Raw genomic sequence first — 11,988 nt, forward strand, 5'->3', positions numbered from 1 at the left:
TATGAGACAGGTTAAAGAGGTAATTGAGGCTATAAAAAGCGGTAACTGGAAGGCTCTCTTTGCTTCCTTTATCTACTTTGACCACTCCTTCAGCATCTGGCTACTTCTGGGAGCTCTCGGGCCCTTCATAGCGGAAAGTCTGGGGCTATCTGGAGCTCAAAAGGGATTCATGGTAGCCATACCCGTTATCGCCGCGGCCATATTCAGAATAAACTTCGGCCATATGTTCCAGTATATAAACGGGAAACACATAGCTGTTATGGGTATTCTCCTCTCCTCTGTTCCCCACATCTATATGCTCCTCTCGGGATACAGGGTATCTTACGAGGACCTTCTCTGGATGGGTGTTTTCCTTGGTGTTGCGGGTGCGAGCTTCGCCATAGCTCTCCCCATGGCCGGTAGCAATTATCCCAAAGAGATACAGGGGCTCGTTCTGGGGGTAGCGGCGGCCGGAAACATAGGAGCGGTTCTGGACGGAATTCTCTTCCCACCGATAGCCAGAGCGATAGGATGGGAGAAAACCTTCGTTCTTTCTGCTGTCCTGCTCCTTATAGCCCTAATTTTCGTTCTCCTCTGGGCGGAGGACAGGACCGAGAAAAATGAAGGAAACAAGATTTACCCTGTTCTAGCCTTCTTCGCAACCATAGGTTTTATGATTCTCATATCCCTGGGCTTTTACAAGGGATGGTTCGGTGTAAGCGGAAACGCGGCAAAACTCCTTATCCCCGTTCTCGGAGCTATCTTTGCCATTCTCCTTATGCCTGCGGAGTTCAAGAGGGTCTTCCTTGAGAGGGATACCTGGGTGCTTATGTTTGTTTACTCCATAACCTTCGGTGGATTCGTCGGTATGTCCTCGTACGTCGCGATGCTCCTTAGGGACGTATACGGGATATCAAAGATAGAGGCGGGAGCTCTTATGTCCCTCTTTGCCTTCACGGGTGCGATGATAAGGCCACTTGGGGGATACATAGCGGATAAGATTAGCGGAGCTACCGCACTCCTTTACTTCCTCGGCGGCATAGCTCTTGTTAACTTCCTGTTTGCCCTATTTACGCCTCTCTTAATGCTCGGAGTTCTTCTCTTTTTAGCCCTTTACACCTTCTACGGTCTCGGAAACGGGGCAACCTTCCAGCTCGTTCCCCACAGATGGCCCTTCAAGACGGGACTTATGACGGGAATAATAGGGGCCGCGGGCGGAATAGGAGGCTTTTACCTTCCCACGGTGAACGGAATAGTTTACGACCTTACGGGACATTACAACGTTGCCTTCGCCCTCTTCGGCGGTCTTGCTCTTCTCATAACGCTGATAGTTAAGCTCCTCCACTCCCAATGGATGGAATGGGCATACGTGAGATACGACTACGAGAAGGGTAAGCTCGTCGGTATAGACCCCAAAAGCGGAAGAGTTCTCGTGGAGCTGGCAAGATGAGGAACTTTCAGTGTCCTTACTGCGGAGTAGGTTGCGGTCTATTTTTGGACGAGAAGGGAAGGGTAAAGGGAGACTTTGAGCATCCCGCAAACAGGGGAGACATCTGTAAAAAGCCCATATACCTTCCCAAGGTTCTTGATAAGGGAAGGATAAAGAAGCCTCTTTACAGGGAGAGGAAAGAGGAAGCCTTCAGGGAAATAACGTGGGAAGAGGCTTACGAGATACTCGTAAGAAAAATAAAGAGCCTGAAGCCGGAGGAGCTTTACTTCTACCTGTCAGGTCAACTCCTTACAGAGGACATATACGTCATAAACAAGCTGGTTAAGGGATTTCTGAGAACCAATAATATGGACGCAAACTCAAGGCTCTGTATGGCAACTGCAGTTTCCGCTTACAAGCTTGCGTTCGGTTCGGACGGTGTTCCCTGCACCTACGAGGACGTTGACGAGGGAGATACCTTTCTCTTCATAGGCTCAAATGCGGTGATAGCCCACCCCGTTCTCTTCAAGAGGGTTCTCAAGAGAAGAAGGGAAGCGGAAAAGATTGTGATTATAACGATTGACCCCGTGGAGACGGAAACCGCAAAGAAGAGCGACATATACATACCCATAAGGGCGGGAACGGATACGGTATTCCTTAACTCTGTTTTATACGTCCTTTATAAAAATGATTGGATAAACTACGCTTTCATTGAGAAGTATACCGAAGGTTTTGAGGAAGCCCTTGAAGAGGCTAAAAAATACCCTCCTGAGGTTGCCTCAAAAATTTGCGGTGTTAGGGAGGAGGCTATTTACCTCGTTGCGGAAGCCTTCCACAGGAGTAAAAAACTTATATCCTTCTGGTGTCAGGGACTAAACCAGTCAGTAAACGGCGTTATGAAGAACTTGGCACTTATAAACCTTCATCTTGCCACGGGAAGGATAAACGATGGGGGGTGTCCCTTCTCCCTGACGGGCCAGCCCAACGCCATGGGGGGGAGGGAGGTCGGATACCTTAATGCGGGACTACCCGGATACAGGGATGTTAGGAACGAAGAAGACAGGAAGTTTATGGAAGAGTTCTGGAAAACCGAGGGGATAAAGAAAGAACCGGGTCCTACGATTACGGAAGCGATTGACCTCATCCTTGAGGGAAGGATAAAGCTTCTCTGGGTTGTGGGAACGAATCCCGCTGTATCCCTGCCGAACTTAAGCAAGGTTCATAAAGCCCTTGAGAGGGTTTTTCTCGTGGTTCAGGATGCATACTTTAACGATACCGTTGAGTATGCTAACCTCGTTCTTCCGGCCTGCCAGATAGGGGAAAAAAGGGGAATTATGACGGGTTCTGACAGGACCCTAACCCTGTGCGAAAGGTTTAAAGAACCTTTCGGTGAGTCAAAACCAGACTGGCTTATCTTTACGGAGCTGGCGAAAAAGCTCGGCTTTTGGGAAGCCTTCCCCTATAAAGAAGAGGAAGAGATATTCAGGGAGTTTGCCCTCTCAACAAAGGGAAGGCTTTGCGACATATCGGGGCTTGATTACTCTAAACTCCCCGCAAGGTGGGGAAAGAGATGGCTTTACGAAGACCTTAGATTTCCCACGCCTTCCGGAAGGGCAAGGTTTAACAGGGCTGTTTTTGAGATTGAGGAAGAAGGGGGATTCATACTCATAACGGGAAGGTTGAAGAACCAGTGGCACACGATGACCAGAACGGGAAAGTCCCCTGAACTCCTCAAGGGAGAGATACCCCCCTTCGTTCTTATGAACCCGAAAGACGTGGAAAGCCTCGGTGTTGAAGAGGGAGACCTCGTTAAGCTCTCGGTCAACGGTCTGGAAGTTGAGAGGGTGGTAAGGATAGGAAACATCAAGAGGGGACACCTATTCACACCCTTCGGTTATCCGAAGGAGTTCGGAATTCCCGTAAACGTCCTCACGAGCGACAGAACGGACCCAATATCAAAGGAGCCGGACCTAAAGTTCAGGGGGATTAAGGTCATTCCCGTGGGAAAGGAGTCCCTGAAGGATCTTCCTTAGTCTCTCCTCCCTTTCAATCCTGAGGTCAAAATATAAGGCGTAAACGTTTTCGTATCCCTCAAGTTTTACGAGGTCCTTGGGCGTTGTTATGTAAACCTTTCCCTCTTCGGGAACGAAATCCCTGTAGTCGTGGTGGTCCGAAAAGGGTATGAACTCCTTTATCCTTATGCCGAGTTTTTTAAGGGTTTTTAAAAACTGCTCGTTGTCTCCGAGTCCGCAAAAAGCTATAACTTCCCTGTCCCTTATAAAGTCAAGGAGAAGAGGTTCAAACCTTGAGTTGAGGAGTTTGTTGAACTCCCTGAAAACTTTAAAAGTAGGTTTTCCCGTGAAGAACTCAAAAGGCTCCACTTCTTGATACGAGAGGATAATAATATCCGCCCTGTTTATTGAAAAGAGCCTTTCTCTTAGATTGCCTGCGGGAAGGAGCTTATCCCTTAAATCCTTTTTCTTCAAAAGAAGAATGTCCAAATCCCTGTGGAGTTTCCTGTGTTGAAAGCCGTCGTCAAGGATTATAACGTCGGGGGATAGCTCCTCAACCGCTCTTAATCCCCCCTCGTATCTGTCTTCGGAGACGACAACGCTCGCAAAGGGGAGGAGCTTCGCCAAAAGGTAAGGCTCGTCTCCAGCCTCTTCCCATCCAAGCTTTATATTCCCATATTCAGAAACTACTTGAGCTCCTTTAGTTTTTCTCTTGTATCCTCTTGAGAGAATGCACACCTTTTTATCTTTCAGAAGGTTAGCAAGGTATATAACGAAGCTCGTCTTTCCGGTCCCTCCCACCGAGAGGTTTCCGACGGATATAACCGGAACGGGAAGCCTTTTAACCTTCAGGTATCCCTTATCGTATAAAGCGTTTCTCAGGTCAACTGCCTTTCCGTATAAAATGCTTAAAGGGAAAAGGAGCTTACTTCTTAGCACCTTTTGGCTTTATCCTGAAAACGCACTGCTCGTATCCCTGGGCTTGGCACATTACCTCTTCAACGTCGTAATCCTTTTCAAGGAACTCGCTCAGGAATCCCTTAAAAAATCCCGCTATGGGCTGGCATACAGGCTTCTGACTTGTGGGTATCGCCTCAACGAGTATTGAGCCCTCAATTCTTATCTCCATCTTATCAAGGTCATACTCAAAATAGCCTATCATCCTTGAGGATTCCGCTATTATTGAGAGGACGTCAAGGGCCTCGTCAAGCCTGTCTGTGTATATGCCGTATTTCTCCTTAAGGGTTTGGGCTCCCTTCTTTCCTCCGTATTCGGAGGCCTTCTTTATGAGTTTATCAAGCCCGAACTTCGCTATCTTGCTAAGGTCCCTGTATGCTCCGATAAGGGCATCCCTGTGAATGAGGACGCTCTCCCTTTCTATCGCTTCCGCAAGAGTCTTAATCTGGTCCTTAATACTTACCATCTCCGCCACCGGTTAGCTTTAACTAACAATTTAAGGATACTTTATAGGATTTCAATTAAGGAGGCTATAAATTCTTTTTATTCCTTTATTAGGCTTCCTACTGTGAACCTGTTAAGGGTCCTGAAGAGCTCCTTAAGACGCTGGGCGTGATAATCCTCGTGCTTCTCAATCCACTTAAAGAGTTTTACGAGCTCCTCTTTTGTAATTTTCTGGGCCTCCTCCCTATACGTGTTCTTTGCCCTTTCCTCTTCCGCTATGTCCTCTATTACCTCCTGGGGCGTAAAACCTTTCATATGTCTCGTTTCGGGAAGGGATAGGTCAGGCATTCCGCCGAGCTCTCCGATTTTCTCCCCGAGCTCTCCCATGTGAACCATGCTCTCTATAGCTATATCAAGGGAGGTGTCCTTTTCCCTCCACGTCTTTGAGTGGAAGAAGTGATAGAGGTAATCAAGTATGAGCCTATACTCCTTCTGGAGAAGTTTATTCAGAATTGAGATTATCTCGGGGTCAAGCTCCCCGCTTTCCTTCTTCTCCTCTATCTTTTTCTGCCTTATTGCCTCAAGGAGTTCCGTAAACTCGTCCCTGTGCCTCATCTCGTCGTTTATCACTCTATCAAGGAGCTTCTTAACGGAGTCGTCCTTCACCACCTCAAGCTGGCTTGAGTAAATCTTTATAGCCTCTTCTTCCGCGTTCACGTCGTTTTTTAGCATCTCTTCCCAGTTCTCACCGAGCTTTATGGCTTCCTCTATCCTCTTTAGGGAGACCTTCCCGCCGAGGTCAACAACCTTCTGGGCAAACCACTTGAGGTGTCTCATCTCCTGTCTCGCTATACTCTCTATCTCATTCGTTATCTCGGGGTCTCCTATGAGGAACACGTTGTAAAGGTATTGAATTATCGCGGAATGCTCAAGGGCAACGTCGTAAAGCAGTATGTCTATGACTTCCTTCTTATTCATAACAGCCCCCGACTAAAAGGTAAGCCTTTAAAAAACTTTGTCAACAATCCTGTTCACAAACTCCATCGCACTCCTTGAGGGCTTTTTCTCTCCAGTTGCGCCCTTTATTACCGATGCATACATAAGAAGGAGTCCTCCCATTATGTTCCTGTATTCGCTCCTCAGGTCTTCCCCCACCTCCATTTCCACGGGGGGAATGAAGGAGATATACTCAAGAAGCTCGTCAACTCCCATATCCTCTTCAATCTTCTTGAAGTTCTCAATGTGTTCCTCAAGGGCTTTCGTTATGTTTAGGTCCGCAAGAGCTATAAAGTTTCTCCCGTTGAAGCGCGCCCTGTTCTCAGCTCCGTAAAAGAGCTTACCGAAGGTTGATTTAACACCTTCAAGGAGAAGGTTTATCGTCTCGTCTGTTAGGTCTATCCCGAGCTCCGTCCTGAAGTAATGGTCAAGCTTGTCAAATCCCTTAGGCCTAATCATGGTTTCTATTTTAGAATATTTTTCATGTACAGGATAAGCATTCCCGAAGCGGTTTTATTCCTCCACGCATTTCCACTGAATAAGGATATGTATAAGTTCCAGTTCTGTGCCCTTGAGGAGGAAGGCATTCCCTACGTTGCGGTTGATTATCCGGGCTTCGGCGACAGCCCCAACCTACCGGGGGAATACACCGTTGAGAGGCTCACCGACTACGTTGTTAACATTCTCTCGGAGCTGAGAATTAAAAAGGTAGTGGCGGTGGGGGACAGCATGGGGGGTTATATAATGTTTGACCTCTGGAGGAGATACAGGGAGCTTGTTAAGGGCTTTGTCTTCGTCGCAACGAGGGCGGAAGCGGATACCGAGGAGGGCAAAAAGACGAGATACACACTCATTGAGAGGGTCAAGAAGGAGGGGAAGGATTTCCTCATAGACGTTATGCTTGAGAACCAAACATCCCCTTCAACGAAGAAGGATGAAAAGAAAATGAGAACGCTCAGGTGTATAATGGAGAAAGCCTCAACGGAGGGGATAGTAAAGACTCTGAAAGCCCTTGCGGAGAGGAGGGATAACAGGGACCTCCTTCCCGAGATAAGCGTTCCCACGCTTGTGGTTGCGGGAAAGGACGATGAGAAGGTAACGCCTCCTTCCGTTGTGAAGAAGATAGCGGAAGGCATAAAAGGTGCTGAGTATCACGAGATTGAAAACTCCGCACACCTTCCCCCCTTTGAGAATCCCGAAGCCTTTAACGGAGTTCTCATACCGTTTCTGAAGAAATTACTTTAAGTATTTCCTCAAGGTAGCACTTTTTTATCCTCTCGGATTCCTCCTTTATCCTCGGGTTTATTCTCCTTCCGTTTTTCAGTATCTCAACAATTCTTTCCGCGAGCTCCTCCTCGTCCCTTACGGGATATCCAAGTTCATTCTCCTCAAGGTATTTTCTCAAGTCCGCTACCTTTGAGGTGTATCTCCCGTAGAGGACAGGAACGCCAAAGCAGGCGGGCTCCATAAGGTTATGCCCCCCCACCTTTACGAAGGTTCCTCCTACAATCGCAACATCTCCCGAGGAATACAGGGAGCGTAGAATGCCGAACCTGTCAACAACGATTACATCCCCGTCCTTTTTCTCGGAAAAGAGCGAAGCCTTAAAACCGAGAGCCTTAGCTTTTTTTAATAGCTCCCCGCTTCTCTCAACGTGCCTTGGTGCTATTATCAAAAGGCTTTCCCTTACGCTTCTTTTCACCTTCCTGAAGGCGGAAAGGATTATCTCCTCCTCACCTTCGTGGGTGCTCCCCGCAACAATCACCTTCCCTCCGAAGGATAGATTTACGCCCCTTCCGTTGCATATAAACTTAAGGTTTCCACAGCTCACGACCTTTTTAGCTCCATAATTCTCAAAAATTTCCTTATCCCTTTCCGTTCTCGTTATTATTAAAGAGAATTTCTTAATGAGAAATCTTTCAAGAAGGCTTCCCCTTGCGTAGGCGTTTATGAGAACCTTGGGAGCTTTCGTGAAGGTTATGAGAGAAGGCCAGAGCTCCCTTTCTGTCATTATTATCACCTTTGGTTTTACATATTCTTCAAACTTCCTCACGAGAAGAGGAAAGTCCAGAGGGAGTGGAAAGAGCTCGTCGTAAAACTCCTTTTGGGAGAGAAGGTAATCTTTGGCTCTCGGGGAGAAGAAGGTAAGGAGAATCCTATAATGCTTTTTTAACTCTTTTAGGAGAGGCCTTGCTGTGTTGAACTCCCCGATGCTCGCCACATGAAACCACACATCCGCACCTTTTGGTCTCTTACCGATAAGAAGTCTCTCGGTAAGGGATAACTTCATTGGTTAAAATATTTTCCCATGGCTACGGAGATAGACATCAACAGGATACAGAAGGATATGTTCATTGAGTATAAGGGAGAGCCATACAGGGTTCTTGACTACGAACACGTAAAGCCGGGAAAGGGACAGGCCTTCGTAAGGGTGAAGGCAAAAAACATGAAGACGGGAAACGTTACCGAAATAACCTTTAAGGCTTCCGACAAGATACAACTCGCGGACTTTGAGCAGGTTTACGCAACCTACTCCTATAACGACGGTGAGAACTACTACTTTATGAACACTCAGACCTACGATATGACAGCTATACCTAAGGAAAATATAGAGAACGAGGCTAAATTCTTAAAGGAGGGAATGGAGGTTATAGTTTTCCTTTACAAGGGACAGCCCGTAGGCATAGAGCTCCCGAAACACGTTGAGCTGAAGGTAGTTGAGACCGAGCCCGCCTTCAAGGGAGACACTCAGGCGGGAGGAACGAAGCCTGCAAAGCTTGAGACGGGTGCGGTTATTCAGGTTCCCTTTTTCGTAAAGGAAGGGGATATCGTTAAGGTTGATACGAGAACGGGAAGCTACGTTGAGAGGGTAAAAGAAGAAAAATGATAGAGAAGGATTTTATAAAGGAGCTTATCAATCTTGTAAAGAACTCAAACATAAAGAGCCTGAAGATTGAACAGGGAGACCTGAAGATACACATAGAGACACACAAGGAGCTCATAAAGGCAGAGGTAAAACCTCAGAAGAAGGAGGAGTATAAACACCTTGAGGTTCTTCCGCCATCGGAGGACATTCAGGAGGAGGAAAAACGTTATCACGTCATAAAGAGCCCCCTTGTGGGAACCTTTTACCGCTCTCCCGCACCGGGTGCCCCTCCCTTCGTTGAGGTAGGAGATATAGTCTCTCCCGGACAGGTTCTTTGCATAATTGAGGCTTTAAAGGTTATGAACGAGATTGAGAGCGATGTAAGGGGTAGGGTTGAGAAGATACTCGTTGAGAACGGGGAAACCGTTGAATACGGACAGCCCCTATTTCTGATAGACACAAACGTTTAAAATTTAAGTATGAAGGCGGTTATACTTACAGGTTTTGGCGGAGTTGAGAACCTGAAGTATGTTGAAGATTTCCCCAAGCCCGAGCCCAAAGAGAACGAGGTTCTCGTAAGGGTAAAGGCGGTAGCCCTTAATCACCTTGATATATGGGTAAGGATGGGCGCTCTCCCTGTAAAGCCCGAGCTTCCCCACATACTCGGCTCGGACGTGAGCGGCGTAGTTGAGAAGGTGGGCTCCCTCGTGAAAACGGTAAAAGAGGGGGACGAGGTAGTTATAGCTCCCGGGCTCTCTTGCGGGGTTTGCTGGGACTGCCAGAGGGGAAAGGATAACCACTGCAAGGATTACGATATCCTCGGTCTTAAAAGTAAAGGTGGTTATGCCCAATATGTCGTCGTTCCCGAAAGGAACGTTATAAAGAAGCCAAAGAATCTCAGCTTTGAAGAAGCCTCTTCCTATCCCCTCACATTCCTTACGGTCTGGAACGCACTCGTTGATAAAGGAGGTATAAAGCCATACAGCAGGGTGTTTATATGGGGAGGAGCATCGGGCGTCGGCGTTGCGGCCATTCAGGTAGCAAAATCCTTCAACGCATTCGTTATAGCGACGGCGGGAAATAAGGAGAAGATGAAGAGGTGTAAGGAGCTGGGTGCGGATATGGTCCTAAACCACTACGAGGAAGACGTTGTGAAGAGGGTGAGGGAGGTATTTAAGGAGGGGGTTGATATAGTCGTTGACCATGTGGGGGAGGCAACCTTTCCTAAAAGCATACAGCTTCTAAGGAAGGGGGGGAGACTCGTATTCTTCGGAACAACCACGGGAAGCAGAGCGGAGATAGATATAAGGTATTTATTCGTAAGGGAGATAGAAATTCTCGGCGTCTATATGGGCAGCAGGGCTAACCTCTTTAAGATAACGGAGCTCTTTGAAAGGGGAGTTTATAAACCTGTGGTTGATAAGGTATTTCCCTTAAAAGAAGCCCCCGAGGCCCACAGATACCTTGAGGAGTCAAGACACTTCGGGAAGGTGGTTTTAAGGGTGGATTGATGCTCAGGGAGAGGATAAGGCGGTTTCACTTCGTAGGTATAGGCGGAATAGGGATGAGCGGTATAGCCCAGATTCTCCTTGAGATGGGGTATGAGGTCTCGGGTTCCGACATAAGGGAGAACAGGAACACAAAGCTTCTCAGGGAAAAGGGGGCAAAAATACATATAGGACACAAAAGAGAAAATCTCGGGAATGCTCAAGTTGTCGTCTACTCTTCGGCCGTTAAGGAAAACAATCCTGAGATACTTGAGGCGAGAAGGAGAAATATTCCCGTAATTCCCCGGGGGGATATGCTTGCGGAACTCTTCAAGCTCAAGGAGGGCATAGCGGTAAGCGGAAGCCACGGCAAGACCACCACAACATCCATGATAGCGGAGATACTCATAAACGCAGGTCTTGAACCTACCGTTATAGTAGGGGGAAGACTAAAAAGGCTCGGGACGAATGCGAAGCTCGGGAAGGGGGACCTTCTCGTTTCCGAAGCTGACGAAAGCGACGGCTCCTTTCTTAAGCTCTCCCCTGCAGTTGCCGTTGTGACGAACGTTGACCAGGAGCACCTTGATTTTTACGGAAGTTTTGAGGAGATAAAAGAAGCCTTTGAGAAGTTCGTAAACTCCGTTCCCTTTTACGGCTTTTCCGTTTTAAACGGGGATGACGAGGTTTTAAGAGATATAGCTTCACGCTCCCACGAGAGGGTGATAACCTACGGCCTAAAGAACGGGATTCTGAGGGCGGAAGAGCTGAATTTAAAGGATGGAAGGTATGAGTTCCTCGTCTCATACAGAGGTGAGAAATTGGGGAAGATACACCTCGGAATAGCGGGAAAGCACAACGTTTATAACGCTCTTGCCTCAATAGGTGTAGCCTTTGAGCTTGGTGTTCCCTTCAGCGTTATAAAGGAATCCCTTGAGAACTTCAGGAACGCCGAGAGGAGACTTGACCTTAAAGGCTATTTCAGGGGGTCTCCCGTTTACGACGATTACGGACACCATCCGACCGAAATAAGGGCTGTTTTATGCTCCCTCAGGGAGATGTATCCGACCTCAAAACTCCTCGTTGTGTTTCAGCCCCACAGGTATTCAAGGACATACTACCTCTTCAGGGAGTTCGTTGAGGTCCTGAAGGAGACGGACAAGCTCATAATAACGGATATATATCCCGCAAGCGAGGAGAATGTATACGGGGTGAGTGCAAAAGAGCTCGCAAGGGAGAGCGGAGGCATCTTCGTAGAAGGTAAGGAAGATGTTTTCAAAAAGATAGAAGAAATTCACGAAGGGGGGGACGTTATCCTCTTCCTCGGTGCTGGAAGTATCTCAAGGTGGTGTGAGGAATTTTTAAAAATAAAAGGTTAAAAATTTGATGAATTAAACAGTTTAAAAATCTCCATTCTCCCCTATCCTTAAGCTTAGGAGGTGGGAAATGAAGAAGTTTTTAGTTGCTTTTGCCCTGGGAGTAGGCTTTTCCTTTTCCCATATGCACGGGGGAATGGGAAGCCAGATGATGATGCAGGGGAGCATGGGTATGCAGGACCACATGATGTATATGATGATGCAGGATCCTGAGGTAAGGAGGATTATGAGAGAGCATATGATGAAGTGCAGAAGGGAGCTTATGGAGAAGCTGGCAAAACTCCGTGCCGAGAAGTTTGCGAATATGATGCTCCAGATGATAGAAATGCATCCAGAAGCCTTCAAGAAAGCTCTGAAGGAAAATCCTGAGCTCAGGAAGAAGATGAAGGAGCTTCTGGAGGAAGGTAAGTGATGGACTGGGGTATGCACGGGTGGGGCATGGGAC

The 11,988-nt window shown here is 47.5% G+C and carries 13 protein-coding genes; 8 read left to right on the top strand and 5 right to left on the bottom strand.

What is annotated here, in order from left to right; genetic code table 11:
- Nucleotide 1 precedes the first annotated feature (1 nt).
- Both ACYQZ0_RS05045 and ACYQZ0_RS05050 read left to right on the top strand, forming a co-directional pair.
- On the top strand, nt 2-1,429 hold the full coding sequence (locus tag ACYQZ0_RS05045; RefSeq protein WP_459775510.1) for a NarK family nitrate/nitrite MFS transporter: 1,428 nt from the start codon (nt 2-4) through the stop codon (nt 1,427-1,429).
- On the top strand, nt 1,426-3,441 hold the full coding sequence (locus ACYQZ0_RS05050; protein WP_459775511.1) for a nitrate reductase: 2,016 nt from the start codon (nt 1,426-1,428) through the stop codon (nt 3,439-3,441). The genes ACYQZ0_RS05045 and ACYQZ0_RS05050 overlap by 4 nt, the downstream gene beginning before the upstream one ends.
- Here ACYQZ0_RS05050 and lpxK read toward each other — a convergent pair.
- The 4 genes from lpxK to ACYQZ0_RS05070 form a co-directional block, all read right to left on the bottom strand.
- Nucleotides 3,379-4,359, bottom strand: a complete 981-nt coding sequence (gene lpxK / locus ACYQZ0_RS05055) for a tetraacyldisaccharide 4'-kinase (RefSeq protein ID WP_459775512.1) — start codon at nt 4,357-4,359, stop codon at nt 3,379-3,381. The genes ACYQZ0_RS05050 and lpxK overlap by 63 nt on opposite strands.
- Entirely contained in the window at nt 4,346-4,843 is a 498-nt protein-coding gene (locus ACYQZ0_RS05060) for a V4R domain-containing protein (RefSeq protein ID WP_459775513.1), read from the bottom strand. Before ACYQZ0_RS05060 ends, lpxK begins: the two co-directional genes overlap by 14 nt.
- Before the next feature lie 77 nt (nt 4,844-4,920).
- Nucleotides 4,921-5,799: a ferritin-like domain-containing protein gene (locus ACYQZ0_RS05065; RefSeq protein WP_459775514.1), complete on the bottom strand. Its 879-nt coding sequence runs from the start codon at nt 5,797-5,799 to the stop codon at nt 4,921-4,923.
- Between the two features lie 27 nt (nt 5,800-5,826).
- Nucleotides 5,827-6,276, bottom strand: coding sequence for a DUF1931 family protein (locus ACYQZ0_RS05070; protein WP_459775515.1), 450 nt, complete (start codon nt 6,274-6,276; stop codon nt 5,827-5,829).
- A gap of 24 nt (nt 6,277-6,300) precedes the next feature.
- Between ACYQZ0_RS05070 and ACYQZ0_RS05075 the strand changes: the two genes are divergently transcribed.
- Nucleotides 6,301-7,062, top strand: coding sequence for an alpha/beta fold hydrolase (locus ACYQZ0_RS05075; RefSeq protein WP_459775516.1), 762 nt, complete (start codon nt 6,301-6,303; stop codon nt 7,060-7,062).
- Here the strand turns inward: ACYQZ0_RS05075 and ACYQZ0_RS05080 are convergent.
- Nucleotides 7,034-8,107: a 3-deoxy-D-manno-octulosonic acid transferase gene (locus tag ACYQZ0_RS05080; RefSeq protein WP_459775517.1), complete on the bottom strand. Its 1,074-nt coding sequence runs from the start codon at nt 8,105-8,107 to the stop codon at nt 7,034-7,036. The two genes, ACYQZ0_RS05075 and ACYQZ0_RS05080, sit on opposite strands and share 29 nt — an antisense overlap.
- A gap of 18 nt (nt 8,108-8,125) precedes the next feature.
- On the opposite strand from ACYQZ0_RS05080, the gene efp reads away from it, so the two are divergent.
- The 5 genes from efp (at nt 8,126) to ACYQZ0_RS05105 (ending at nt 11,955) form a co-directional block, all read left to right on the top strand.
- The gene (efp, locus tag ACYQZ0_RS05085; protein WP_459775518.1) at nt 8,126-8,704 is read left to right on the top strand and encodes an elongation factor P; all 579 of its coding nucleotides are present in this window, start codon (nt 8,126-8,128) and stop codon (nt 8,702-8,704) included.
- A complete protein-coding gene (gene accB, locus ACYQZ0_RS05090) occupies nt 8,704-9,153 on the top strand; it encodes an acetyl-CoA carboxylase biotin carboxyl carrier protein (protein ID WP_459775850.1) in 450 nt (149 codons plus the stop codon). The genes efp and accB overlap by 1 nt, the downstream gene beginning before the upstream one ends.
- Before the next feature lie 9 nt (nt 9,154-9,162).
- On the top strand, nt 9,163-10,194 hold the full coding sequence (locus ACYQZ0_RS05095) for a zinc-binding dehydrogenase (RefSeq protein ID WP_459775519.1): 1,032 nt from the start codon (nt 9,163-9,165) through the stop codon (nt 10,192-10,194).
- Nucleotides 10,194-11,546, top strand: coding sequence for a UDP-N-acetylmuramate--L-alanine ligase (murC, locus tag ACYQZ0_RS05100; RefSeq protein WP_459775520.1), 1,353 nt, complete (start codon nt 10,194-10,196; stop codon nt 11,544-11,546). Before ACYQZ0_RS05095 ends, murC begins: the two co-directional genes overlap by 1 nt.
- 67 nt (nt 11,547-11,613) lie before the next feature.
- Complete coding sequence (locus ACYQZ0_RS05105) at nt 11,614-11,955, top strand: hypothetical protein (protein WP_459775521.1); 342 nt, start codon at nt 11,614-11,616, stop codon at nt 11,953-11,955.
- The last annotated feature ends 33 nt before the right edge of the window (nt 11,956-11,988 follow it).

The sequence above is a fragment of the Aquifex pyrophilus genome, assembly GCF_054656935.1.